General features: G+C 65.0%; 25 protein-coding genes and 1 tRNA gene. 15 read left to right on the top strand and 11 right to left on the bottom strand.

Features of this window, described 5'->3' with window-relative positions:
• Nucleotides 1–153: 153 nt before the first annotated feature.
• Nucleotides 154–228: transfer RNA gene (locus EN845_RS23665), tRNA-Gly, on the bottom strand.
• Nucleotides 229–545: 317 nt separating this feature from the next.
• On the opposite strand from EN845_RS23665, the gene EN845_RS23660 reads away from it, so the two are divergent.
• The 4 genes from EN845_RS23660 to EN845_RS23645 all read left to right on the top strand — a co-directional run bounded on the left by EN845_RS23660 (nt 546) and on the right by EN845_RS23645 (nt 3,323).
• The gene (locus EN845_RS23660; RefSeq protein WP_127872754.1) at nt 546–1,043 is read left to right on the top strand and encodes a prolyl-tRNA synthetase associated domain-containing protein; all 498 of its coding nucleotides are present in this window, start codon (nt 546–548) and stop codon (nt 1,041–1,043) included.
• A gap of 82 nt (nt 1,044–1,125) precedes the next feature.
• Entirely contained in the window at nt 1,126–2,133 is a 1,008-nt protein-coding gene (gene trxA / locus EN845_RS23655; protein ID WP_127872905.1) for a thioredoxin, read from the top strand.
• A 107-nt stretch (nt 2,134–2,240) separates the two neighbouring features.
• Complete coding sequence (locus EN845_RS23650) at nt 2,241–2,912, top strand: LON peptidase substrate-binding domain-containing protein (protein ID WP_127281055.1); 672 nt, start codon at nt 2,241–2,243, stop codon at nt 2,910–2,912.
• Between the two features lie 168 nt (nt 2,913–3,080).
• The gene (locus tag EN845_RS23645) at nt 3,081–3,323 is read left to right on the top strand and encodes a Trm112 family protein (RefSeq protein ID WP_127872755.1); all 243 of its coding nucleotides are present in this window, start codon (nt 3,081–3,083) and stop codon (nt 3,321–3,323) included.
• Nucleotides 3,324–3,558: 235 nt separating this feature from the next.
• On the opposite strand, the gene EN845_RS23640 is transcribed toward EN845_RS23645, so the two are convergent.
• The 3 genes from EN845_RS23640 to EN845_RS36140 are packed head-to-tail and all read right to left on the bottom strand — an operon-like array spanning nt 3,559 to nt 9,369.
• Nucleotides 3,559–6,909, bottom strand: coding sequence for an error-prone DNA polymerase (locus EN845_RS23640; protein ID WP_127872756.1), 3,351 nt, complete (start codon nt 6,907–6,909; stop codon nt 3,559–3,561).
• A complete protein-coding gene (locus EN845_RS23635) occupies nt 6,906–8,384 on the bottom strand; it encodes a DUF6504 family protein (protein WP_127872757.1) in 1,479 nt (492 codons plus the stop codon). The genes EN845_RS23640 and EN845_RS23635 overlap by 4 nt, the downstream gene beginning before the upstream one ends.
• Nucleotides 8,326–9,369, bottom strand: a complete 1,044-nt coding sequence (locus EN845_RS36140) for a hypothetical protein (protein WP_127872758.1) — start codon at nt 9,367–9,369, stop codon at nt 8,326–8,328. The genes EN845_RS23635 and EN845_RS36140 overlap by 59 nt, the downstream gene beginning before the upstream one ends.
• A 177-nt stretch (nt 9,370–9,546) precedes the next feature.
• Here EN845_RS36140 and EN845_RS23625 point away from each other — a divergent pair, with 177 nt between their 5' ends.
• Nucleotides 9,547–9,969 (top strand): metallopeptidase family protein, encoded by a 423-nt coding sequence (locus EN845_RS23625; RefSeq protein WP_127280999.1) that lies wholly within the window; start codon nt 9,547–9,549, stop codon nt 9,967–9,969.
• 44 nt (nt 9,970–10,013) lie between these two features.
• On the opposite strand, the gene EN845_RS23620 is transcribed toward EN845_RS23625, so the two are convergent.
• Entirely contained in the window at nt 10,014–10,220 is a 207-nt protein-coding gene (locus tag EN845_RS23620; RefSeq protein ID WP_027145959.1) for a DUF1737 domain-containing protein, read from the bottom strand.
• Nucleotides 10,221–10,257: 37 nt separating this feature from the next.
• A complete protein-coding gene (locus EN845_RS23615; RefSeq protein ID WP_127872759.1) occupies nt 10,258–11,148 on the bottom strand; it encodes a CoA ester lyase in 891 nt (296 codons plus the stop codon).
• Nucleotides 11,149–11,799: 651 nt separating this feature from the next.
• On the opposite strand from EN845_RS23615, the gene EN845_RS23605 reads away from it, so the two are divergent.
• The 4 genes from EN845_RS23605 to EN845_RS23590 are packed head-to-tail and all read left to right on the top strand — an operon-like array spanning nt 11,800 to nt 16,842.
• The gene (locus tag EN845_RS23605; RefSeq protein WP_127872761.1) at nt 11,800–13,344 is read left to right on the top strand and encodes a DUF4173 domain-containing protein; all 1,545 of its coding nucleotides are present in this window, start codon (nt 11,800–11,802) and stop codon (nt 13,342–13,344) included.
• Between the two features lie 3 nt (nt 13,345–13,347).
• Nucleotides 13,348–14,040 (top strand): response regulator transcription factor, encoded by a 693-nt coding sequence (locus EN845_RS23600; RefSeq protein WP_127276548.1) that lies wholly within the window; start codon nt 13,348–13,350, stop codon nt 14,038–14,040.
• Nucleotides 14,031–15,647, top strand: coding sequence for an ATP-binding protein (locus tag EN845_RS23595; RefSeq protein ID WP_127872762.1), 1,617 nt, complete (start codon nt 14,031–14,033; stop codon nt 15,645–15,647). Before EN845_RS23600 ends, EN845_RS23595 begins: the two co-directional genes overlap by 10 nt.
• A 28-nt stretch (nt 15,648–15,675) precedes the next feature.
• A complete protein-coding gene (locus EN845_RS23590) occupies nt 15,676–16,842 on the top strand; it encodes an FAD-binding oxidoreductase (RefSeq protein WP_127872763.1) in 1,167 nt (388 codons plus the stop codon).
• A gap of 121 nt (nt 16,843–16,963) precedes the next feature.
• Here the strand turns inward: EN845_RS23590 and EN845_RS23585 are convergent, their stop codons facing one another.
• The 5 genes from EN845_RS23585 to EN845_RS23565 all read right to left on the bottom strand — a co-directional run bounded on the left by EN845_RS23585 (nt 16,964) and on the right by EN845_RS23565 (nt 19,628).
• Complete coding sequence (locus tag EN845_RS23585) at nt 16,964–17,734, bottom strand: DUF72 domain-containing protein (RefSeq protein WP_127872764.1); 771 nt, start codon at nt 17,732–17,734, stop codon at nt 16,964–16,966.
• Nucleotides 17,735–17,818: 84 nt separating this feature from the next.
• Nucleotides 17,819–18,283 (bottom strand): SRPBCC domain-containing protein, encoded by a 465-nt coding sequence (locus tag EN845_RS23580; protein WP_245511787.1) that lies wholly within the window; start codon nt 18,281–18,283, stop codon nt 17,819–17,821.
• A 69-nt stretch (nt 18,284–18,352) separates the two neighbouring features.
• Nucleotides 18,353–18,799 carry an SRPBCC family protein gene (locus EN845_RS23575; RefSeq protein ID WP_127872766.1) on the bottom strand — a complete coding sequence of 149 codons (447 nt, stop codon included), beginning with the start codon at nt 18,797–18,799 and terminating at the stop codon, nt 18,353–18,355.
• Entirely contained in the window at nt 18,799–19,116 is a 318-nt protein-coding gene (locus tag EN845_RS23570; protein ID WP_127276562.1) for a metalloregulator ArsR/SmtB family transcription factor, read from the bottom strand. The genes EN845_RS23575 and EN845_RS23570 overlap by 1 nt, the downstream gene beginning before the upstream one ends.
• A gap of 86 nt (nt 19,117–19,202) precedes the next feature.
• A complete protein-coding gene (locus EN845_RS23565; protein WP_127872767.1) occupies nt 19,203–19,628 on the bottom strand; it encodes a GNAT family N-acetyltransferase in 426 nt (141 codons plus the stop codon).
• A 153-nt stretch (nt 19,629–19,781) separates the two neighbouring features.
• Between EN845_RS23565 and leuD the strand changes: the two genes are divergently transcribed.
• From leuD to leuB, 6 genes are all read left to right on the top strand, one after another.
• Nucleotides 19,782–20,387 carry a 3-isopropylmalate dehydratase small subunit gene (gene leuD / locus EN845_RS23560; protein WP_127276567.1) on the top strand — a complete coding sequence of 202 codons (606 nt, stop codon included), beginning with the start codon at nt 19,782–19,784 and terminating at the stop codon, nt 20,385–20,387.
• 54 nt (nt 20,388–20,441) lie between these two features.
• The gene (locus EN845_RS23555; RefSeq protein WP_127872768.1) at nt 20,442–21,377 is read left to right on the top strand and encodes a hypothetical protein; all 936 of its coding nucleotides are present in this window, start codon (nt 20,442–20,444) and stop codon (nt 21,375–21,377) included.
• A gap of 314 nt (nt 21,378–21,691) precedes the next feature.
• The gene (locus EN845_RS23550) at nt 21,692–22,699 is read left to right on the top strand and encodes a L,D-transpeptidase (protein ID WP_127872769.1); all 1,008 of its coding nucleotides are present in this window, start codon (nt 21,692–21,694) and stop codon (nt 22,697–22,699) included.
• A gap of 205 nt (nt 22,700–22,904) precedes the next feature.
• The gene (locus EN845_RS23545) at nt 22,905–23,288 is read left to right on the top strand and encodes a RidA family protein (RefSeq protein WP_127276581.1); all 384 of its coding nucleotides are present in this window, start codon (nt 22,905–22,907) and stop codon (nt 23,286–23,288) included.
• A 12-nt stretch (nt 23,289–23,300) separates the two neighbouring features.
• Entirely contained in the window at nt 23,301–23,651 is a 351-nt protein-coding gene (locus EN845_RS23540; RefSeq protein ID WP_127872770.1) for a VOC family protein, read from the top strand.
• Between the two features lie 178 nt (nt 23,652–23,829).
• The gene (gene leuB / locus EN845_RS23535; protein ID WP_127872771.1) at nt 23,830–24,933 is read left to right on the top strand and encodes a 3-isopropylmalate dehydrogenase; all 1,104 of its coding nucleotides are present in this window, start codon (nt 23,830–23,832) and stop codon (nt 24,931–24,933) included.
• Nucleotides 24,934–24,937 lie beyond the last annotated feature (4 nt).

The raw sequence follows: 24,937 nt of genomic DNA, 5'->3' as shown, positions 1-24,937 counted from the left end.
GCATCGGCTCATGCCGGCGGAAGCCCAGGCCCATCCGATTTGCCGGCGCCACCGCCCTTCGCAGGCTTGAGGTGGCTGGGCTTCAACCGCCACAGAAAACGAAAAAGCCGCGGCGAACCGCGGCTTTTCGATGCTTGATCCCCTGAAGGAAATTGGAGCGGGTGAAGCGATTCGAACGCTCGACCCCAACCTTGGCAAGGTTGTGCTCTACCCCTGAGCTACACCCGCTCACACGGCGTCTTGGCCGCAAGCCGGGCCTATATGGCTGAAGAGCGCGGCGATTGCAACAGGGAAATAACAGGCTTTTTGCTGCCCGGCGCCATGATGCAGGCAAGCCGCCCGTGACAAGGCTTCTCGCCGGATCTGGGGGCCGTGTTGGGCGGCGGTCCGACCATTGCCGCCTCGTCGGGGCGCGCACCATCGCCGCGTGCATGGGAATAACCGGCTTTCGCGGCGGCGCGCACCAGGCTTGCGCAAAAATGATTCCGATTCCGTGGCCGATGCGATAAACGGCATGGCCGCAAACCAGCCGAAGAAGAAATCCAATGCCGAAGATCGAAGCCGAGCTTTTCGCCTTTCTCGCCGAACTGGGCATCGCCGTTTCGACGAAACGCCACCCGCCGCTCTATACTGTGGCCGATTCGCAGGCGCTGCGCGGCGAAATCGCCGGCGGACACACCAAGAACCTGTTCCTGAAGGACAAGAAGGACAATTTCTTCCTGGTCACCGTCGGCGAGGACGCGGTCGTCGATCTCAAGCAGATCCATCAGTCGATCGGCGCCGCCAGCCGGGTTTCCTTCGGCAAGCCGGAAATGCTGATGGAGCTTTTGGGCGTCACGCCGGGCGCCGTCACCGTCTTCGGCGTCATCAATGACAGGGAAAACAGGGTCAAGCTGGTGCTCGACAAGGATTTGATGGCGCATGCCGTCATCAACGCGCATCCGCTGACCAACGAAGCGACGACGTCGATCGCGGCGGCCGATCTCATCAGATTCGTCGAGGCAACCGGGCACGATGCTGCTATCTTGAAAGTCTCGGCATGATCGCCACATGGATGGCGAAGCCGATTTCCAATTGAGACATGGCGCCGAGCCGCGGGCCGGCAGCGACCGAAAGGGTGACGAGATGAGCGACAACAATCCGTTTGGCGGATCATTCGGAAACAATGGCGGCCAGTATGCCACCACGGTGCAGTATGGCGGAACGGCCACGGCGCCGGCGAAGGCAGCGGTTGGCGATGCGCCCGCGGGCGCCCCCGCCGGCGATGTCATCAAGGACACGACGACCGCCGCCTTCGCCGCCGACGTCATCCAGGAATCGCGCCGCCAGCCGGTGCTGGTCGATTTCTGGGCGCCGTGGTGCGGCCCTTGCAAGCAGCTCACGCCGCAGCTGGAAAAGGCGGTCAAGGCCGCCGGCGGCAAGGTCAAGCTGGTCAAGATGAACATAGACGACCATCCCTCGATCGCCGGCCAGCTCGGCATCCAGTCGATTCCGGCGGTCATCGCCTTCAAGGACGGCCAACCGGTCGACGGCTTCATGGGCGCCATTCCCGATAGCCAGATCAACGAATTCATCACCAAGGTCGGCGGCAAGGGCAATGGCGCGCCGCCGGTGGCCGAGGCCCTGGCGGCGGCCGTGGAAGCGCGCGACGCCGGCGACATGCAGGCCGCCGCCGACATTTATGACGCCATCCTGGCGCAGGCGCCGGAGACGGTCGAGGCGATTGGCGGGCTGGGCGAGCTGCTGTTCGAAGCCGGCGACACGGAAGGCGCCGAGGCGTTGCTGGCAACGGCGCCCGAGGCCAAGAAGGACGCGCCGGCGCTCGCCGCCCTGCGCGCCAAGATGGCGCTTGCCGCGCAGGCGGCCGAACTCGGCAACCCGGCCGAATTCGAACGCCGGCTTGCAGAAAATCCCAAGGACCATCAGGCTCGTTTCGATCTGGCCATGATCCAGAACGCCAGGGGCGATCGCACCGCGGCGGCCGACAATCTGCTGGCCATCATCAAGGCCGACCGCGCCTGGAACGAGGACGGCGCCAGGACCCAGTTGCTGCAACTGTTCGAGGCTTGGGGCATGACCGACGAGGCGACGCTTGCCGCGCGCCGCAAATTGTCGGCGTTGCTGTTTTCCTGAGCCGGTTATCGGTTGTTTTGTCGCACAGGCTTGCGGCGTCGGGCCTGAGCGCCAGATAGGACAGGGCAGGGTTGACGCTTCGCCATCGAAGCGATCGGAGGAATGAGGTGCAAGCGGGAAACGCGCATTACCGGCTCGCCAAGGATTTGCCGTTGACGATCCCGATCTTTCCGCTCGAGGGCGCGCTCCTTTTGCCGGGCGGCCGCATGCCGCTCAACATCTTCGAGCCGCGCTACCTGCAGATGGTGGACGAGGCGGTCGCCGGCTCGCGTCTCATCGGCATCATCCAGCCCGGTCTCAATGGCGCATTGCGCGAGGATGGCGAGCCGGAGCTTTGCAATGTCGGCTGCATAGGTCGCATCATCGCCTTTTCAGAGACCGGCGACGGCCGCTACCTGATTTCGCTGCAGGGCGTGTGCCGGTTCCGCATCGCCCACGAGCTGACGGTCAAGACGCCGTTCCGCCAGTGCAAACCGGCACCCTTCCTGGCCGATCTCGACGAGGAGCAGGCGGCTGATGAAATCGACCGGCCGGCGTTGCTGCGGGCCTTTCGCGCCTATCTGCAGGCCAACGATCTGGAAGCCGACTGGGAAAGCGTCAGCCGGGCCGAAAACGCCATGCTGGTCAACGCGCTGTCGATGATGGCGCCCTATGGACCGGCCGAGAAGCAGGCGTTGCTGGAAGCCGCGGACCTGAAGACGCGTGCCGAGACGCTGATCGCCATCACCGAGATGACGCTGGCGCGCGAGAATGAGGATTTTGGCTCGAGCCTGCAGTAGGATGTGCCGATATTCAGGTGATGCGGGCCTGCAAATGGCGGCTTTCTGCGCTTCCGGGGCTCACGTGCGAAAAGTACGCTCCGCTCCGGTTCTCGGAAGCCGCCATTTTCGACTTGGCCTGACCTGAATCTCAACACATCTTCCGATAGTTGGTCAGGAGGCGACACGATGGCGGCGGATGGGCGTGACGGAAAGAATTTCAATGTCGACCCCAAGTTGCTGGAACTCCTGGCCTGCCCGCTGACCAAGGGGCCGCTAGCCTGGGATCCGGAGCGGGGCGAACTGATCTCGCGGGTCGCCAAGCTTGCCTATCCGGTACGCGACGGCATACCGATCATGCTGCCCTCCGAGGCGCGAACCATCTCGGCCGAGGATGTGCTGGCGCCGCCGAGGCTGGGTGGGCCGAGTTAGAGTTCTTAGCTGATAGTAGAGTTGCGAGAGGCTGGCGGGCCAGCGCCCCCCTCTGCCCTGCCGGGCATCTCCCCCACAAGGAGGGAGATTGGCTGTTACCTCGGCTTTCGCCAACCTTCAACTTTGTCAGAGGAGGCGGGGCGGCGACGCTGCTAATCTCCCCCCATGTGGGGGAGATGCCCGGCAGGGCAGAGGGGGGCGCCGTAGAGCGTCCACGCGGCTTGTTCCCACGTGCTTACTGAAAATTCCGTCCCTTGGGCATGACGCGTTCCGCCTCTTCCGACAGCGTTGCGAGATCCTGTCCGGCCGGCGCATTGCGTGGCGCGGGTCTGCTATCTCGATCAGGAGCCTCTGCCTTCGCGGCCGCAGAGGAGGCACCCGGCGCCCCGGCCCCGCTCACTTTCTCCAGCAGCACGGTCAGCCAGGGCGTCAGATCCTCGATCTTCTCGGCGACGATATGGACGACACCTGATTCCGACTGCAGCTTCCCGGTGACCTTCACAAACCGGGCGCCCATGACGATGGGCCGGAAGCGGGTGAAGGTCCTTTCCCAGAAGATGACATTGGCGACGGCCTTGTCGTCTTCCAGCGTGAGAAAGATCGCGTTGCCCTTGCCGGGGCGCTGGCGCACCAGCACCAGGCCGGCAACGGAGACCCGCCTGCCGTCGCGCACGGAAGGCAGGTTGGCATTGGGGGTGACGCCGGCGCGGTCGAGCCGCTCGCGCAGGAAGGCGACCGGATGCGCCTTCAGCGACAGGCCGAGCGAGCGGTAATCGTGGATGACATGCTCGCCGAGCGGCATTTTCGGCAGTCTCGTCTCGGGCTCCAGCTCGCGCAGGCTGAGCGCCGGCTGGTCGAACAGCGGCAGCTTCTCGGCGGCGCTCTTGCCGTCGAGCGCGCGGACCTCCCACAGTGCCGCGCGGCGGTCGAGGCCGATGGACCGAAAGGCGTCGGCCTGCGCCAGCTTCTCGATCTCGTCGACATTGAGGCCGGAGCGCAGCCAGACATCCCGGACGGTCGAGTAGCCGGCGCCGCGCCGGGCGACGAAAGCCTCCATGCGTTCCTTGGAAAGTCCCTTGATTTGCCTGAAGCCGAGCCGCAGCGCATGGCTTGTCTCGATGACGCCGCGCATCCCGGCGTGACGCGGCAGGATGCGGGCCGGGTCGAAAGGCGCCTTTTCCAAAGTGCAGTCCCAGACGGAGAAATTGGCGTCGACCTCGCGGATGTCGACGCCATGGTCGCGGGCGTCGCGCACCAGCTGCGCCGGCTGGTAGAAGCCCATCGGCTGCGAGTTCAGGATCGCGGCGCAGAACACGTCGGGATAGAAGGTCTTGAACCAGCAGGAGGCATAGACGAGCAGCGCGAAGGAGGCGGCGTGGCTCTCGGGAAAGCCATATTCGCCAAAACCCTCGATCTGCTTGAAGCAGCGCTCGGCGAAGTCCTTTTCGTAGCCTCGGCCTGTCATGCCGTCGATCATGCGCTGGCGGTAATTGCCGATGGTGCCGGTGCGCTTGAAGGTGGCCATGGCGCGGCGCAGTTCATCGGCCTCGCCCGGCCTGAAGCCGCCGGCGACGATGGCGATCTTCATCGCCTGCTCCTGGAACAGCGGCACGCCCAGCGTCTTGCCGAGTATTTTTTCCAGCTCCGGCTTGGGATATTCGGCTTTTTCCTTGCCTTGGCGGCGGCGCAGATAGGGATGCACCATATCGCCCTGGATCGGGCCTGGCCGCACGATCGCCACCTCGATGACAAGATCGTAGAATTCGCGCGGCTTCAGCCGTGGCAGCATCGACATCTGGGCGCGCGATTCGATCTGGAAGACGCCGAGCGTATCGGCGCGGCAGATCATGTCGTAGACGCGGGGATCCTCCTTGGCGATCGTATCCAGGGTCAATGGCCTGCCATAGTCGTCTCTGACGCCGTATTGGGTTTCGAGCAAGGTGAAAGCGCGCTGGAGGCAGGTCAGCATGCCGAGCGCCAGTATATCCACCTTGAGGATCTTCACCGCGTCGAGATCGTCCTTGTCCCATTCGACCATCTTGCGCTCGTCCATCGCCGTCTTGACGATGGGGACGATTTCGTCGAGCCGGTCCCTGGTGATGACGAAGCCGCCGACATGCTGGGAGAGATGGCGGGGGAAGCCCATGATCTCGTTGGCGCGTTCCATCACATGCCGCGATATGGGATCGCTGCGGTCGAGGCCGCCGGCCCTGGCTTCCTTCTCGCCGAGCTCCGAGGTCGACCAGCCCCAGATCGAGCCGGAAAGCGACGCCCGGACATCCTCCGACAGGCCCATCGCCTTCGACACTTCGCGCAGCGCCGAACGGCCGCGATAGCTGATGACGGCGGCGGCGAGCGCCGTGCGCTTGGAGCTGTATTTCGTATAGATGTACTGCATCACCTCTTCGCGCCGCTCATGCTCGAAATCGACATCGATATCCGGTGGCTCGTTGCGTTCCTCCGAGATGAAACGCTCGAAGAGCGTGTCGATCTTGTCCGGTCCCACCTCGGTGATGCCGATGCAAAAGCAGATGATCGAATTGGCGGCGGAACCACGGCCCTGGCAGAGAATGCCTTGGCCGCGGGCGAATTTGATGATGTCATGGACGGTCAGGAAATAGCGGGCGTAATTCAACCGCTCGATCAGGGCGAGTTCTTCCTGAATGCGTTTTATGACGCTGGAGGGGACACCAGCGGGAAAGCGCCGGGCCGCTCCCTCCCGGGCCAGGCGCTCCAGCTCCGCCTGCGGACCGAGGCCCGATTCCGTCGGCTCATCGGGATAATTGTACTGAAGGTCGCCGAGCGAGAAGGTCAGCTCTTCGCCGAAACGCAGCGTCTCCGCCAGCGCCCGCGGATGCCTGCGGAACAGGCGCGCCATCTCCAGCGGCGGCTTCAGATGGCGTTCGGCATTGGCGGTCAGCTCCAGCCCTACCTCGGCGACCGGAACATTGAGGCGGATCGCGGTCAGCACATCCTGTAAGGGGCGGCGTTCGGCCGTGTGGTAGAGCACGTCGTTGGTCGCCATCAGCGGAATGCCGGTGCTTTCGGCAAACGCCGCCGCCTGCTCGATCCTGAAGCGGTCATGGCCGGCATAACAGGGCGAGACGCCGAGCCGCAGGGCGCTGCCGAGCCGGCCCTCGAGTTCCCGCAGCAAGGCCAGACTGTCCTGCGCGTCCTGCGCCAGATCGGGCAAGACCGCCAGCGACATCCGGTCCCCCCATTCGAGCAAGTCGCCGCGCTGGAGCAAGGTGGCGCCCTTTTCGGTCTCGTCGCGCAGATTGGCCTGGGTGAGCATGCGGCACAGATGCCCCCAGCCCGTGCGGTCCCTGGGATAGGCGAGAATGTCCGGCGTGCCGTCGCCAAAAACCAGCCGGCAGCCAGGATGATAGGCAAGCTTTTCGACCTTGGCCTGCTGCCAGGCGCGCACCACGCCGGCCACGCTGTTGCGGTCGGCGAGCCCGATCGCGGAGAAACCCATGAGCTTGGCCGCGACCACCAGTTCCTCCGGCTTGGAAGCGCCGCGCAGGAAGGAGAAATTCGACTGGATGCCGAACTCGGCATAGGGAATGACGGTCAGCGCGTTCATGCGAAGACCCCGTGCATGAACCAGCGCGGCGGGATCTGCGAGGCGCTGCCGTAAAGGCCTTGCCGGTAGAGCCAGTAGCGGCGGCCATCGGCATCCTCGATGCGGAAATAGTCTCGTGTCGATGCCGCCGGATCGCTCGGCGCCTCGCGCCACCATTCGGCGGCGATGCGCTCCGGACCCTCGGCACGGGTGACGCGGTAGAGCGCGCGGCGCCAACGAAAATGCAGCGGCGGTCCCTCCGGCATTTCGGTGGCCGGCACATCGATGGGCTCGGGCGCGCGGAACAGCCGGATCGGGCGTTCCGGCGGGAAGATGGTCATCGGCGCCTGCATCCTGTCCGGCTTCTTCGGCGGCGTGGTCCGGCGCGGCGCCTCGCTGAAGGGGACGATGGCGACGGCGCGTTCGGGCAGATGGCTTTCCACAGGGACAGGCTGGAGAACCGCGCTCTCGCCGAGACGGGCGCGGATACGGTCGGCGAACAGGGCGATGTCGGCACCGTCGTCGGCCGCTTCACCGGTCAGATCGGTCTGCTGCGTGTCGAAAGCGGCGACAGCCAGCACCGAGAGGCGCACCAGGTCGAAGCCATAGCCGGCATCGATATGCTGCTCGAGTGCTGCCAGCCTTTCATGGAACAATTTCCGGATCAGCAAGGGTTCGCGCATCGGCCGCGAGGTGCCGAGCGCGATGCGGCTGACGGCGCCGTCGACGCGAAAGAGCAGCAGCGCCAGTGTCCGGGCGCCTTCGCCGCGGCGTTCGAGGTCGGTCTTCAAGGTCGTCGCCAGCATGCCCACCAGCCGCTCTATCTCCTCCGTCAGCGTGACGGGTTCGGCGAGATGGCGTTCGACCGAAAGCGGCGCGACGGGAAGGCGCGGCGAGATCGCTTCGTCGAGACGGCCAAGCGCCTGGTCGAGGCGCTGGAGCAGCAAGGCGCCGAAGCGGCGGGCAAGCGGCGCGCGCGGCGCGGCCATGACGGCGCCCGCCGTGCGCAGCCCGACGCTTTCCAGGCTGGCACGGGTTTCCGGCGCTATGCGAAGGGCGGCCAGCGGCAAGGGAGCAAGCAAGGCTTCCTCCTCGCCCGATAGAACGATGCGGTCGCCGCAAAAGCGTGCCGCCGCCCAGGCCGCCCCGGGCGTGCCGGCAAGCCCGGCGCGGACGTCGAAACCCTGATGCAAGAAGCGCGACAGGATTTCGTCGAGCATGGCGCGTTCGCCGCCGAACAGATGGGTGCAGCCGGTGACGTCGAGGAACAGGCCGTCGATGCTGTCCAGCGCCACCAGCGGCGTGTAGCGGTCGCACCAGTCGGCAAGGCCCTCGAGCAGGCGCCGGTCGGCCTCCGGATCGGCTTCGACGATGTCGATCGACGGATGCATGGCGCGCGCATCGGCAATCCCCATGTCGCGCTTCAGGTGCAGCGCCTCAGCCCGCTCGTCGAGGGCTGAGATGCGCTGCGCGTTGCCCTGGCGGTGGCTGATCACGAGCGGTGGGTGAGATGGCGACGGATGATCCGAGGGTCGGGAACGCCAGGATTTCCCCAGACGCTGCCGCAGGATCCTTTCGGCCGCCAGATAGGGAAACCACAGGGACAGGATTCTCTGCCCGCTCTTCCTCGCCCCTTCTTTCGTCGAATACGCGTTCATCGGGGTTCCACTCCAGTATGAATTGTCCAGGCAAGGCCGTGCGGCTCTTGCCGATGCTGATGGTGAAGGCGGGGTGGCCGATCGAACCGGCGAGCGGCCCGGCGACCGTGGCGCGCGGCACGGCCGGCGCCGACGCGGCGATGAGGCGGATAGGCGCCGCCGTCGGTTCCGGCTCGGCCGCCTGCCGCAGCAGGAACACCGGCCGGCCGGCACCTTGCGCCCGCGCATGCAGGCGGCGTGTCGCGGTCAGGTCCAGCCGCTGCGGATTGCCGCGGATTTCCAGAATGACGGCGGCAAGCGCCGTCATGCGTGCCGCCTCCTCGGCGATCCACAGCGCATCGACAAGCCTGGGCGCCTCGGAAAACAGCAATTGCCCGGGCTCGATGCCGAAGGCGGCATGCAGCCCCCTGGCATAGGGAAAGCCGGCCTCGTGGAAAATTTCCGATGTCCCGATCCATAAGATGGGCAGCCCCTGCGCCTGGTTGAGGATCAGGCTGACGAGCGACAGGGCGAAGCCGGCCACGGCTCCCGCATCGCGGGTTTCCAGGCCATGGATTTCGGTCAGGGCGGCTTTCGGCAGGCCGCCGCCGAGCGCGGCATCGAGCCGCTCGACGCCGATGGGCAGGAAGGCATCCGGCAAGGCCGCGGCAAGGCCGCGCCGGATGATCGTCAGATCGCTGCCTGGCGTGGGGTCAGCGCTGGCGCCGGCATCAAGGGGCGCCGCCGCCGGCGCCTGCAGGCGCTCGGGCAGCGTTCCCTCGATTTTCGCGATCTGGCGGCGCAGGGCAAAAACAGTCTCCCGCGCCACGGCGGTCATCGCCATGACGGTCAGCTTCCACTCACAATTGTTCCTGTTATGTTCCTATTGATTCCAGAGGGCGCTGGAAGAGTCAAGCAGAGTCATAAGGAATTTATTCCTCTCCCGGCGCGACGCCGGCGTATAGGCGTCATTTGCCTCGACCGGTGCGAACACCTATATGCCGGGATTAAAGGACAAAGCATGGCCCGCATCTACAAGACCCGCACCTGGCATGGCGAACTTGCGCCCTCGATGGAAGAATTGGAGTTCCTGGCCCTGGAGGCCTACGCCCATCTGCCGGAGGATTTTCGCAAGCTGACCGGCGAGATCGTCATCCAGATCGCCGAATTCCCGACCGACGAGATCATGGACGATTTGTCGTTGGAGACGCCGTTCGACCTGCTCGGCCTGTTTGAGGGGCGCGGCATCGCCGAACGCTGGAACCCGCAAACCGGGGAAGGCCCCAACCGCATCACGCTCTATCGTCGCGCCATGCTCGACTACTGGGCCGAGAACGAGGAATCGCTGGGCGACATCGTCACCCACGTGCTGATCCACGAGATCGGCCACCATTTCGGCCTGTCGGACGATGATATGGAAAAGATCGAAGAGGCTGCTGAATAGGCTGTGCCTTCGTCATCCTAGGGTCTGCGCCGCGTCGCTTTCCCCTACCAGTCGCTGAGCTTGGTATCCGGCCCGTATTCCTGGCCGTCGACATCCTTCACCACGGCCTGGCCGCAGCGCATGGTCTTGGCTTTCTTGTCATAGGCGTAGGTCGGCGAGCCGAACAGGTGCCAGCCCTTGTTCAGCGCCGCCGTCACCTTGTGGCAGAAGCTGGCGTCGTCCGGGGCGGTGAGAAAGCGGTAGAGTTTCATCGTCCAATTCCTGTCGTGTATCCCAAGTCGGCGAATATCATGCCCCGATGGCGGCCGCTTTCGCCAGCAGTTTTTCGGCCTGCGCCAAGTGCAGCCGCTCGACCATCCTGCCGTTCAGCGCGATGACGCCCTTGCCGCTGTTTTGCGCCTCCGCGAAGGCATCCTTCACCGCGCGCGCCTCGGCCAGTGCCTGCGCCGACGGGGCAAAGGCGCGGTTGGCGGCCTCGATCTGCGATGGATGGATCAGCGTCTTGCCGTCAAAGCCCATGGCGGCGGCCTGCGTGCATTCGCGGGCGAACGCGTCCAGGTCGCGAAAATCGTTGAACACCCCATCGAGCATGTCGAGGCCGCCGGCGCGCGCCGCCAGCAGCATCTGCATCAGCCATGGCAGGAGATAGGCGCGGTCGGGCGTCGCCAGGACGCCGGTATCCTTGATCAGGTCATTCGTTCCGGCAATGAAACAATCCAGCCGCGAGGCGGGGTCGCGGCCGAGCTCGGCGATGGCGCCGATGTTGAGCATGGCCTTGGGCGTCTCGATCATCGCCCATAGCTTCACGCTGTCGGGGGCAAAATTGTCGTCCAGCACATCGCCGACCTTGAGCACGTCGCGCGGTGTGTCGACCTTGGGCAGCAGGAGGCCGTCCGGTTCCGCCTTGGCCACGGCGGCAAGGTCGTCGGCGCCCCATTCGCTGGATAGCGCATTGACGCGCACCACCATCTCGCAGCGCCGGCCATTGCGGTCGGCACCAGGGCGATTGGCGAAAATGCCGGCCAGTTTCTCGCGCGCGGCGATCTTGTCGGCGGGGGCGACGGCGTCCTCGAGGTCGATGATGACGGCGTCGCAGGCAAGCTGCGCGATCTTGGCCAACGCCTTGTCGTTGGAGGCCGGGACATAGAGCACGGAGCGGCGCGGACGGTAGGTTTCCATGTCCGATCTATGCCGGTTGCGGTCGGGCGAGGCAAGCGTCCGACCGATACCTGATACGAGCCAACCGCGAAAGCTTGCGCCGTCCCTTGCCTGTCCTCCGCAGCCGTTGCCGAAGGGCGCCTTTCCTCTCCCCCGTCGATCGGGGGGTCCGAAGGACGGGCGAGACCCGCGGCTCGCCCCGGCAAGGTGTCGAGCGAAGCTCGACGGAGTGGGGGTCGACCTTTGGGCGCAAGGCGATGCGATGCTTGCGCCCGGTGCCCTTTCCTATGTCCGTTTGCGGCGGTTGCCAGGTGGTTCCCCCACTCCGTCTCGGCTTCGCCGAGCCACCTCTCCCCCCTCCGGAGGGAGAGGAAAGGAGCCTGGCTGGGGTACGCCAACGCGTCCGCAAAGAATGGCGGGCAGTGCACCAGCCCTGCACGAAAACTGCACGCGCATGCCGAAAACCTCCTCGTATCTGCCCCGCCAACTTCATGCCGGCCCGCCACAAGGCGGCATGCAAAAGCGAGCAAAACCCCGTTGGTCCCTGCCCCACAGGCTGCGCAGCGAAGGCTGGTGGCTGGCCGATCCACCACGTGCGACGGCAACCCTCATCCCTTTCGTCCGCAGACGCCCTCCGACGGCCCGACTGGAAGCCATGGGGACGATCAGGTCATGACAGTGTTGCTCACTTCGGCGCCAAGCTATCGCAGCCGCTTCGGCGTTGCCCTGCTGTTGGTCGCGATCGCCGATTTCCTGTTCTACGGCCAGCCCGCCGGCATCACGGTTCTCCTGTTCGCCATCCTGATTGCCGCGGCGGTGGTGGCCGTGCATCCCGCCGCCTTCAACGATGGCAAGGTGTGGCTCAAGTCAGCCGCCTTGCTTGTCGCGCTGCTGCCGCTGGCCGAGGCTGCCAGCCCCTTGTCCGTCTCTATCGCGCTCGCGGCCCTGGTGGTGTTCGCGCTTTCGCTGAGCGGCCGGCTGCGGCACCGCATGGCGCGCATTGCCGGCCAGATCGCGCTGTTCGGGCTGGCGGCGCCGGTGCGGTTCCTCGGCGATTTTCTCCAGTGGCGAAGGGCGGCGCGGCGGTTCGGCGGGCATCGCATAAGGCTGGCGGCGATCGCGGTCTGGGTGATGCCTCTGACGCTGGGCGCCGTCTTCGTCGCCCTGTTCGGCGCCGCCAACCCGGTCATCGAATACTGGCTGTCGCTGATCGATCTCATCAGGCTGCTCGACCTGATCCAGCTGACGCGGATCGCCTTCTGGCTGTTCGTGCTTGCCGGCGTCTGGGCCGTTCTGCGGCCGCGCCTGCCGCGATTCCGGCGGCGTATTTTCCGACCGGATCATCCCCCTGCCGATGCCCAGCCGGCGGCTGGCCCGGACAGGCATGTTGTCGAGGACATCGTCTTCGGCAAGGCGGCTATCCTTCGAGCGCTCGTTGTCTTCAACATCCTGTTCGCGATGCAGAGCGGGCTCGACGCCACCTATCTGTGGGGCGGGGTCGCGCTTCCCGATGGCTTGAGCTACGCCGCCTACGCGCATCGCGGCGCCTATCCGCTTGTTGGCACCGCGCTGCTCGCCGCCGGTTTTGTCCTTGCGGCGCTGAGGCCCGGCAGCGAGGCATCGGCCGATCCGCTTATCCGCCGCCTGGTCTATGCCTGGGTAGCGCAGAACATCATGCTGGTCGCCTCGTCGATCCTGCGGCTCGACCTCTATGTCGGCATCTATGCGCTGACCTACTGGCGCGTCGCTGCTTTCGTCTGGATGGGGCTGGTGGCGGCCGGGCTTGCGCTGACCATCGCCCGCATCGCGCTCGGAAAATCCAATGAATGGCTGCTCTCCGCCAATCTTCTGACGTTATCCCTGGCGCTTTATGCCTGCTGTTTCATCAACTTCGCCGCGCTGATCGCCAATTACAATGTCGACCATTCCCTTGAAATGACCGGCCAGGGCATTCCCCTCGACGCCTGGTATCTGCGCTCGCTCGGCCCGGGCGCCTTTCCGGCGCTCGACCGCTTCTTCGATCGTCAGCGTAAGACGGCCGATGCCGGCGCCGTCGGCGAACTGGCAAGGTTGCGCGGTGTCGATGAAGGCTGGTATCGCAGCCTGCAGGAAAACTGGCGCAGCTGGAGCTTTCGCGACTGGCGCCTGCTTCGCTATCTCGACAGCAGGCGGCCGATCGTTGTTCCTGGTGTCGCAGAACCCGTGCCGGACCGCTGAGCCATGCCGCATCACATCCTCGTCGCCGACGACGACCCGCATATCCGCGAAGTGATCTGCTTCGCGCTGGAAAAGGCCGGCATGAAAACGGCCGCCGTGGCCGATGGCGCCGCCGCCCTGCAGGCGATCGAACGGCGCACGCCCGACCTTGTCGTGCTCGACATCGGCATGCCTGAGATGGATGGGCTGGAGGTCTGCCGGCGGCTGCGCCACACATCCGACGTGCCGGTGCTGTTCCTGTCCGCGCGAGATGAGGAGATCGACCGCATCCTTGGGCTCGAAATGGGTGGCGACGATTATGTCACCAAACCGTTCAGCCCGCGCGAGCTGGTCGCCCGCGTCAACGTCATCCTGCGGCGCGCCCGCCCCGTCGCGCCCGAACCCGCCGACGACAGGCAGTTCGCGCAGGGCAAGCTCACCTTGGCGCCGGCCAGCCACGCGGCCGCCTTCGACGGCAAGCCGCTGGCCCTGACGGGGATCGAGTTCTCGATCCTGAAAGGGTTTCTGGCGCGGCCCACCCATGTGCTCGACCGCGAGGCGGTGATGGCCAGTGCCTATGCGGGCAAGATCCATGTCGCCGACCGCACCGTCGACAGCCATATCCGCAACATCCGCGCCAAGTTGGCGGCGGTGGGTTGCCCGGAGGTCATCGAGACGGTGCATGGCGTCGGCTTCCGGCTCGGCCGATGCGGCTGACGACGTCAAGCAAATGGATTGGCAGCAAGTGGATCGGCCGCAAATGGCGGCCTCGTCTCGCCACGGTCGTCGTCGCCATCCTGATCCTGGTGATGGCGCTGCCGCTGGTCGGCCTGTTCTTCTTCCGCCTCTATGAGAACCAGCTGATCCGCCAGACCGAGGCGGAGCTGATCGCGCAGGGTGCCGCCATCGCCGCCATCTATGCGCAGGAGGTGCGCGACGCCGGCATTTTGCCGGAAAAGCTCGGCGCGCCGATGCCTGGGGCCAATGGCGGCGCGAGCCGAAGCGCCAATCCCGAATCGCCCTATCGGCCGATCGAGCCGCAGCTCGATCTCGCCTCGGATTACGTGCTTGCGACCCGGCCTGCCGGGATGCCCGCCACGGCCGATCCCGCTTTCGCCGCGATCGGCGCGCGCCTGACCGGCATTCTCGATGCGACGCAGAAGACCACGCTGGCCGGTTTCCGGCTGCTTGATCCCGCAGGTGTCGTCATTGCCGGGCGCGACGAAATCGGGCAGTCGCTTGCCGGGGTCGAGGAGGTGCGTGCCGCACTTGCCGGGCGCTATGCCAGCGCGCTCCGGCTGCGCATCCCCAACCAGCCGGCGCCGCCGCTCTATTCGGTCAGCCGCGGCACCAAGGTGCGCGTCTTCGTCGCCCTGCCGGTTGCCGTCAACGGCAAGGTCGCCGGCGTGGTCTATGTCTCGCGGACGCCCAACAACATCATAAAACATCTCTATGGCGAACGCGGCAAGGTGACGGCGGCGGCGATCGCCATCCTCGGCGGCACGCTGCTCATCGGCCTCGTCTTCCTGCGCACTGTCAGCCGGCCGATCTATGCGCTGATCGACCGCACCCAGCGCATCGCCGCCGGCGACCGCGACGCGATCCGGCCGCTCGATCATCACGGCACGCGCGAAATGGCCGAACTGTCCGCCGCGTTTCTCGACATGGCGGAGAAACTGCAGGCGCGCTCGGATAGCATCCAGACCTTTGCCACCCACGTCTCGCATGAGCTCAAATCGCCGCTGACGGCGATCCAGGGCGCGGCCGAATTGCTGCGCGATTCCGGCGCGGCGATGGACGATGACGAGCGGCGGCGATTCTCCAACAATATCGTCACCGATGCCGGACGGCTCAACCTGCTGGTCCGGCGGCTGCTCGACCTGGCGCGGGCCGAAAACCTCGCGCCCAGCGGCGAAAGCACCTCGGTCAGGTCGGCGCTGGCGCTGCTTCCCGTCGACACCAGGCTGGCGGTTAGGGTCGAGGCCGGCGGCGATCTGGCCTTGCGCATCTCGGCCGAGAACGGAGCAATCGTGCTTGGCAATCTCATCGACAACTCGGCCAGGCACGGCGCGACGCAAGTTTCGATCACTGCCGCAAGCGCCGGCGGCAAGGCGACGGTGTTGGTCAGCGACGACGGCGCCGGCATTTCGCCAAGCAACCAGGCGCGCATCTTCGAGCCGTTCTTCACCACGCGGCGCTCTACCGGCGGCACCGGCATGGGCCTCGGCATCGTGCTGGCCCTCCTGAAAGCGCATGATGGTACGATCAGGTTGGTTGACTCCGAGCGCGGCACGCGCTTCGAGATCACTTTGCCGGTCGCGTAGAGTGTGGACGGCGGATCGGAGAAAAAAAGTGCGCTACGACATCGTCATCATCGGCGGAGCCATCGTCGGCTCCTCGGTCGCCTACTATCTGCGCGAGGAAGGGTTTTCCGGCTCGATCGCGCTGATCGAGCGCGACCCGCAATTCGCCCATGCGGCGACGACGCTCTCCATGGCCTCGATCCGCCAGCAATTCTCGATTTCGGAAAACATCCGCCTGTCGCAATTCACGCTGAAACTGTTCCGACGGCTGAAGGAAGAATTCGGCACTGACGCCGATATCGGTTTTCGCGAGGGCGGCTATCTCATCCTTGCCGGCGAGGCCGGGCTGCCGATCCTCAGGGCCAACCACGAGGCGCAGGTCGCCGAAGGCGCCGACATACTGCTCGAGGACGCCGACCAGCTGACGCGCCGCTTCCCTTGGCTGTCGGCGGAAGGCATCACCGCCGGCGCCTATGGCCGCACCGGCGAAGGCTGGTTCGACGCGCATGCGATGCTGACGCTGTTCCGCAAGGCGCTGCGGCAGAAGAAGATCGACTTCATCAGCGCTTCGGTCACCGGTATCGAGCGGCAGGGCCACCGCGTCACCGGCGTCAGCCTCGATAATGGCGACCGGATCGAGGCCGGCACCGTCATCAACGCCGCCGGGCCGAATGCCGGCAAGGTCGCCGCCCTTGCCGGGCTGGCGCTGCCGGTCGAGCCGCGCAAGCGCAACGTCTTCGTCTTCGAGGCGCGCGAGAAATATGCCGACATGCCGCTGCTGGTCGATCCCTCGGGCATCTATGTCAGGCCGGAAGGCTCGGTCTACCTGACCGGCGGCGCCGAACCGGAAGAGGGCGACGGCCCGGCCGATCCCGGCGATTTCGACGTCGACTGGCCGCTGTTCGAAGAGGTGATCTGGCCGGTGCTGGCAACCCGCATCCCGGCCTTCGAGGCGATCAAGCCGACGCGTGCCTGGGCCGGGCATTATGACTATAACACGCTCGACCAGAACGCGGTGATCGGCCCGCACCCCGAAGTGACGAATTTCCTCTTCGCCAACGGATTTTCCGGCCACGGCCTGCAGCAAGCGCCGGCGGTCGGCAAGGCACTGGCGGAACTGATCGTGCATGGCGGCTACCGGACGATCGATTGCTCGGCGTTTGGCTACGAACGGGTGGCCGAGGGCCGGGCGTTCCGGGAATTGAATGTGATTTGAGGCGCCTGGCTGGGCCTGCCTCTCCCTTCTCCCCTTGTGAGAGAAGGTGGATCGGCGCGCAGCGCCGAGACGGTTGAGGGGTGCGTGACAGATCTCCGTCCTTGCCAAGCTGGAACACCCCTCATCCGTCGCCTTCGGCGACACCTTCTCCCACAAGGGGAGAAGGAAGAAGCGTCTGGGCGATCATCGATTCGACGGCAAGCGCGTTGCCCAGCGCATGGCCGGCGGCCGTGTTGTCGAAGATTCCCCAGACCTCGGCACCGGAAGCCGCCGCCGCCTCCATTTGCCGGCCAAATCTGGCGAGGCTATCGGCATCGTAGTCAGAGTAATAGGCGCGCGGCGCGCCGTGCCAGCGGAAATAGGCGAGGCCGGGCCAGCCTGCCGGCGCCGCAGCAGATGGCACCGGAGCGGGGTCGGCGGCGACACGCGCGATCCGGCGATCGGCCAGAAGCGCTTCAGCGTCGGCTTCGAACCAGCTGGGATGGCGCGGTTCGCAAACCAGCCTTGCTTGGGTTCGCTTGCCGACCATGTCGAAGAAACCGCTCGCGACATCCGGCTCGAAGGATAGGCTCGGAGGCAGCTGCACCAGAAGCACGCTCAGCTTTGCGCCGAGACCTTCGGCCTGCAGGAGAAAGCTCTCAAGGAGGTCGTCGCAGCCGGCGAGTCGGTGCTCATGGGTGATGGCCTTCGGCAGCTTGACGGCGAAGCGGAAGTGCTCCGGCACGGCGCGTGCCCAGCGCTCATAGGTCTCGCGGCGGTGCGGCTTGTAGAAGGATGTATTGATCTCGACGACCGGAAAGTGCCGGGAATAGCGTTCGAGATGCGAACCGGGTTGTGGGAAGTCTTGGCCGTATCGTGTCGGAACGCCCCAACCGGCCGTGCCTATGAACATGCCTGTTTTCCCATGTATGGGATGTGGGCCGGATGAGGTGTGGGTCAAGGCGGAGAGAGGCTACGCAAAGCAACGGCCCGCCGCTCAGGCCGCGGCCAGTCTTCCAGCCTCGACATGTGCCTGCAGCCAGGCAAGCACCCGCGCCCAGCCCTCTGCATGTTCCGCCGCCGCTTCGTGCAGCCCGGCAAAACCGCCATGGCAGATGGTAAGGCGCGTGCCCCTGGCAACCGGCTGCAGCAGCCAGGCTACCGTGGTTTGCCGTCGGCCAAGCACGGGATGGTCCCATGCATAGGCCCGCGTCTGGACGATCCGGCGCGGCGCCTCGATCTCGAGGAATTCGCCGCTGGCCGGCAGGTCCGTGCCGTCGGCCGTTCGGACAATAGCGGTCCAATGGCCGCCGACGCGCAGGTCGGCCGACCAGTCGATCATCCGTTCGGTGTCGGCCGACCCCCACCATTGCCCGATTTCCTCGCCGACCAGTGCCTCGAAGATGCGTTCCGGAGGCGCTTCGATCTCGGCCGATGCCATGACGGTGTCGCCATTGGTCATGCTCCGTACCCTGGGAGCGTGGATCATGGATGCTCCACATCAAATTTGTTTCGTTGACGAAACGAGCCTTCAACCCTTTGATGGCGGACGCTCGAAGCCCTTGCCGGTCTCGAGCAGGCTCTTCAGGCTGGCCAGCACCAGCGGCCACCCCTTGGCGACGTTGCCGATCAGCCTGTGCGGCCCGTCCGCTTCATGGGTTACGGCAAGCTTCATCAGCTCGCCGTCCGGCTCGATGGTGAAGGTGCAGCGCGTGTAGCCGTCTTCCCTGATCTCGGGCATCCATTCATTGCGCCATTTGATGACCAGGCGCCGCGGCGGATCGATCTCGAGGATCTCGCCGCTGTCGGCGACCCGCCCGTCGGGGAAGATCAGCTTCCAGCTGGAGCCCACCTTCCATTCGCTCTCCTGATAGGAGCAGAGGAAGAACTGCCGGTTGAACTCCGGGTCGGTCAACGCTTCCCAGAGCTTTTCGGCCGTGGTGCGAATATAGGTTACATAAACGAAGCTGTTGCTCATCAGTCTTCCCTTTCGAGGCGTTTCTTCAGGTCGCTGAGGGCAGTCAGCCGCCCCCGCTCGAATTTGCCAATCCAGCGGTCGGCGATCTCGTTGATCGGAACCGGGTTGAGGTAGTGCTCCTTCTCTCGACCCCGGCGGATGGTGGCGACGAGGTTTGCTTCCTCCAGGATCGCCAGGTGCTTGGTCACCGCCTGGCGGGTCATGGCCATCTCGGCGCACAGCGCATTCAGCGTCTGCCCATTCCTGGCATGGAGGCTGTCCAGCAATTGCCGGCGTGTCGGGTCCGCCAGGGCGCGAAAGACTGCATCCATGCTCATTGCTCTAATATGCAACCATTTGGTTGCATGTCAAGCGGCAAGATCGCACGCCGTTGGCGACCGGATAGATCGCGGCAGATAAAGAATCAGCGCTTGCGGGAGATCCAGAAGGCGTCCGGCATGCGCTTCATGCCGATGCGTTCGTAGAAGCCGACGGCACCGGGCATCGAAATCAGGCTGATGGCGACCGACGGTCCGAGCTGCCGGGCCACCTCGTCCATCAGCCCCTTGCCGATGCCAAGTCCCTGCGCCCTGGCCGAGACGGCGAGGTCGGAGATGTAGCAGACCCAGGAAAAGTCGGTCAGGCAGCGGGCAACGCCAATCAGCGGCTTGCCTTCCATGTCGAGACGGGCGGTCACGATCAGGTCGGCGCCCTCCAGCATCGCCTTCAGTCTGGCCTCGTCATCGACGGGCCTGACTTCGCCGAGGCCGGATTCGGCCAGCACGCGGCGGAACTGCGCGGTATCGAGCGATGCCTCGCGGGCGTAGAGGACGTGGGAATTTTCTGCCATCACAGCCAGAGTGCACCATCGGGCGGTGAATTCGAAGCCGTTTCGTCGGCACCCTGGCGCCGGCGCGCACGAACAGCTGCCTTTTATTTGCCCGCGGCTTTGTGTAAACCGGGCTCCAGAAAATCCCCCGCAACGAAAACACGGGCCAAAGCCATGGAAAAATTCACCAAGCTCACCGGCGTCGCCGCCCCCATGCCGATCGTCAATGTCGACACCGACATGATCATCCCGAAGGATTATCTCAAGACGATCAAGCGCACGGGGCTTGGCACCGGCCTGTTTGCCGAGATGCGCTACAAGGACGACGGTTCGGAAAATCCGGACTTCGTGCTCAACAAGCCGGCCTACCGCAAGGCGCAGATCCTGGTCGCCGGCGACAATTTCGGCTGCGGCTCGAGCAGGGAGCACGCGCCATGGGCGCTGCTCGATTTCGGGATACGCTGCGTCATCTCGACCTCGTTCGCCGACATCTTCTACAACAACTGCTTCAAGAACGGCGTGCTGCCGATCACCGTCAGCCCCGAGGACCTGGAGAAGCTCATGGACGACGCCTCGCGCGGCTCCAACGCAACTCTGTCGGTCGATCTCGAAGCCAAGGAAATCCGTGGCCCGGACGGCGGCGTCGTGACCTTCGATCTCGACGACTTCAAGCGGCATTGCATGCTCAACGGGCTCGACGACATCGGCCTGACCATGGAAAAGGCCGGCGCCATCGCCTCGTTCGAGAAGAAGAACGCCGAACTGCGCCCCTGGGCCTGAGCGGCCGATAGGCCCGGCCTTTCCTGCCGGGCGGCGACTGAGGGAGGGACAGTCATGAGACACCAGCTTCTGGCCGGCGCCTGCGGGGTGGCCTTGTTGTTGGCACCCACCGCGTTTGCGCAAACCCAGACCCAGACGCCCGCCGCGGAGCAGGCGCCGGCGGCCGAAAAGCCAGCCACCGACCAGGACACGGGAACGAACGCTGCCGACGCTTCCGAGGACGACAAGCAGGCGCCGATCCCGTTCGAAGGCGGCCAACTCACCATCAGGCAACCGGAGCAGGACGGCGAGAAGGTGCTGTCCTATGACGGCAAACAGCTGGCCAGCAACTATGACGTCTTTTTCGACAAGATCGTCAAGATCGGCGACGTCAATGTGGCGCTGGTCGATGTCGGCGATGGCGGCAACCAGTGCGGCCCGGCCAAGGTGATCGTCTGGAAGCCGGAGGGTGGCACCATCCAGAGCATCACGGTCGAGCAGGACGAGTGCGGCGCGCCGCCCTCGGCGGTGTCCGACAACGCCATCTATTTCGTGCCGTATCTTTTGCCCGGCGATGAAAAGCCGGCTTTGCAATGGTCGCCAGCGAGCGGACTGACCATTTCGGGCAATCTGGCCTACATGCCGGAGCCCGGCACGGACTGGAAGGATATCGACCCGTCGAAATACGACAACATCATCGACGCCTTCCACAATGAGGCCGTCTACAAGGAAGCCCAGAAACTGCTCGGCAAGGACATGCCCGACATGGCGACCAGCCTGCTGGTCGGCGGCGGCACGGAAAAGACCGCGTCCGGCGCCTTCTACGCCAGCGGCTGCGTGCCGCATGATTGCGGCGGCAATGACGGCTTCATGGCGGTCGACCCGGCCAAGCACCAACTCTACTTCGCCCGTCGCGGCGACAATGGCCAACCGAACGCCTGGCCGCCGGTGGCGACATGGCCGGCCGATGTGAAGAAAGCGCTGGACAAGGCGCTGGGGTCGGCGAACTAACCGGGGCATTTCCGGCGAAAACACGGCGCACTCCAGTCTCTGTCCCTTTGTTTCACGCAGCAGGCGAATCAGACGCCAAGCCGATCAAGCAGGTCAAATTCGCACCACATGCGGCCACCGCGGATGCCGACGCGCGGGACCGCGGTTTATACGCCGTTCTTTCCTTTGAGCGCCGCCGGTCGCCGGCACGGAGATCAAGGATGGCCTTCTGCCCAACCAGACTCAACGGCGATATTCGCTGGGACAAATGGAACCAGATCGGCCGCGCGGCGTCATAGAAGCAGCTTCGCGCGGCAGTGCCTGGAGTAACATTGATGGTCAGACTCGGTCTTCTGGCGCTTGTTTTGTTCGCCTTCGCGGCTGGCGCCACAGAGGCGGCAAAGCTGGACGCAGCCACCGTCAACAATGCTCAATTTGGCGACGCCGCAACGAAGGGCGTCGATGCGACCGTGCTGAAGGCACAGATCCTTTTGGATCGCGCGCGGTTCTCGCCGGGCCTCATTGACGGCCACCAGGCGGAGAACTTCACCAAGGCGGTGCGGGCATTTCAAGCGGCCAACGCTCTGCCCGCCGATGGCAAGCTCAACCGGGAGACCTGGGACAAGCTGGTAGCAACCTCGCAAGGCGGCACGGTTCTTGTGAACTACGAGCTGACGCGCAAGGACGTGCGTGGACCGTTTACCAAGCGCATTCCGGCCAGCATGGAAAGAATGGCTCACCTGCGCAGGCTCGGCTATCGCAGTTCGCTGGAACGGATCGCGGAGCGCCTCCACATCAGCGAACAATTGCTGCGAAGGCTCAACCCGGGCATCGGCTTCAGGACGGCGGGCGCAAAGCTGCTGGTGCCGGCTGTCGCCCGAGGCGATCCGCCCTCAGCCGTTGCCAGCGTCGAAGTCGACAAGGCCGCGCGCCAAGTTCGCGTTCTCGACAATTCCGGCAAAGTGGTTTCGGTCTACCCCGCCTCGATTGGAAGCGAAGAGAAGCCGGCGCCGAGCGGTGAGGCACAAGTCACACGCGTGGTCCACAAACCCACCTATCACTATGATCCCCACTTCGCCTTCAAGGGGGTGAGAACCAAAAGGCCCTTCACCATCGCTGCCGGACCCAACAATCCTGTCGGATCGGTCTGGATCGATCTGTCCATTGAAAGTTACGGGATTCACGGTACGCCCGAACCAGGCAAGATCGGGAAGACCTTCTCGCATGGTTGCATCAGGTTGACCAATTGGGATGCCGAAGATCTCGCCCTTGAGGTGCACAAAGGCACAAGGGTTGTCTTCACTGGAGAAACGGCTGGATCGGCCAAGGACCAACCCGGCTGACGCATGGCGGGCAATGCAGACCTCTGGGCCGGTGCCGGATAGGCGTCGTGGAATGCCGGATCATAGAGGCCGGCGTCGCCCGGCGTGCGCGCGATCGCGCGGCACGTCGACGCCACAGATTCTGCACTGCCGATCCATTCGTGTTGGCCCATGGCAGGATCGGCGTTTTCGCCACAGAATGGTTGCAATCATGGCGAGGCTCCTCATGCGCAAACTCATCTCCACCGGTTCGCCTTTCGAAAAGACAGCCGGCTATTCGCGTGCCGTGGTGCAGGGCGACTGGTGTTTCGTGTCCGGGACGACCGGCTACGACTACGCCACCATGACGATGCCGGAGACGGTCGAGGCGCAGACGCGTAACTGCCTGGCGACGATCGGCAAGGCACTCGGGGACGGCGGCTTCGAGATGGCGGACGTGGTGCGGGCGCATTACTACATCACTGACCAGGCCTTCGTGGATGTCGTCTTCCCGATCCTCGGCGAGACGTTCGGCGACATCAGGCCGGCGGCGACGATGATCGTGTGCCAGCTGAACAAACCGGAAATGAAGATCGAGATCGAGGTGACGGCGCTGCGGCGTACCGCCTGAGAGACCAAGGCGATGAAGGTCCGGCGCATCGTGGCCAATATCGAGACACGGGACGCGGCGGCGGCCAGCCGTTTCTACCACGATGTGCTCGGCCTCGATCTGCTCATGGACCAGGGCTGGATCGCCACCTACGGCTCCGGGGAGACGATGCAGGTGCAGGTCAGCTTCATGGCGCAAGGCGGGTCCGGCACGCCGGTGCCGGACCTGTCGATCGAAGTCGACGATGTCGATGCGGCGCTCGAAGCGATACAGGCCGCCGGTTTCGCCATCGAATATGGGCCTGCCGACGAACCCTGGGGCGTGCGGCGCTTCTATGTGCGCGATCCCCTCGGCCGGCTGGTCAACATTCTCTCGCACCGGTGAGGGCATCTTCCATGGGGCAGTAACTTGGGCATCCCGGCAGGACAGAGGGGGGCGCGAAGGATCGCCGACGATGCCCTTGTTCGCATCGCGGCGTTCTCCCTCCCCGATACGGCTTGCGCTGCAACCACTTGGCGTTTAGCAAGGCCGCGGTTCAAATCTTTCTGGGACGGTTTTCTCCATGGCAACGAAGCATCTTTTCCTGCTCCCCGGCGACGGCATCGGCCCCGAGGCCATGGCCGAGGTCAAGAAGCTGATCGCGGCGATGAACGAAAAGCTCGGCAGCGGCTTCGTCACCGATGAGGGCCTTGTCGGCGGCTGTGCCTACGATGCGCATGGCGCGGCGATCTCCGATGCCGACATGGAAAAGGCGATGGCGGCGGACGCGGTGCTGTTCGGTGCCGTCGGCGGGCCGAAGTGGGATGCGGTGCCTTACGAGGTGCGCCCCGAGGCCGGACTCTTGCGCCTGCGCAAGGACTTGGAGCTGTTCGCCAATCTCAGGCCCGCAATCTGCTATCCGGCGCTGGCGGCATCTTCCTCGTTGAAGCAGGAAGTGGTCGAAGGCCTCGACATCCTCATCGTGCGCGAGCTGACCGGCGGCGTCTATTTCGGCGAGCCCAAGCAGATCATCGATCTCGGCAACGGCCAGAAGCGCGGCATCGACACGCAGGTCTACGACACGTTCGAGATCGAGCGCATTTCGGGCGTCGCCTTCGAGCTGGCGCGGACCCGCAAGAACCACGTCACCTCAATGGAAAAGCGCAACGTCATGAAGTCTGGCGTGCTGTGGAACGAAGTCGTCACCCAGACCCACAAGGCGCGCTATTCCGACGTCAAGCTCGACCATATGCTGGCGGACGCCGGCGGCATGCAGCTGGTGCGCTGGCCAAAGCAGTTCGACGTCATCGTCACCGACAATCTGTTCGGCGACATGCTGTCCGACATCGCCGCCATGCTGACCGGCTCGATCGGCATGCTGCCGTCGGCCTCGCTCGGCGCGCCCGACGTGAAGACCAAGAAGCGCAAGGCGCTCTATGAGCCGGTGCACGGCTCGGCGCCCGACATTGCCGGCAAGGGCATCGCCAATCCGATCGCCATGATCGCCTCCTTCGCCATGTGCCTGCGCTATTCCTTCGGCATGGTCGATGAAGCCGACAAGCTCGAAGCTTCAATCGCCGCGGTGCTCGACCAGGGCCTGCGCACCAAGGATATTTTCTGGCCGGGCATGACCGAGGTCGGTACGGTCGAGATGGGCGACGCGATCATCGCCAAATTCCTGGCGTAACGCT

This window comes from Mesorhizobium sp. M8A.F.Ca.ET.202.01.1.1 (genome assembly GCF_004791595.1).
Lineage (GTDB): Bacteria > Pseudomonadota > Alphaproteobacteria > Rhizobiales > Rhizobiaceae > Mesorhizobium.
This window is presented reverse-complemented; position numbering and strand designations above follow the sequence as displayed.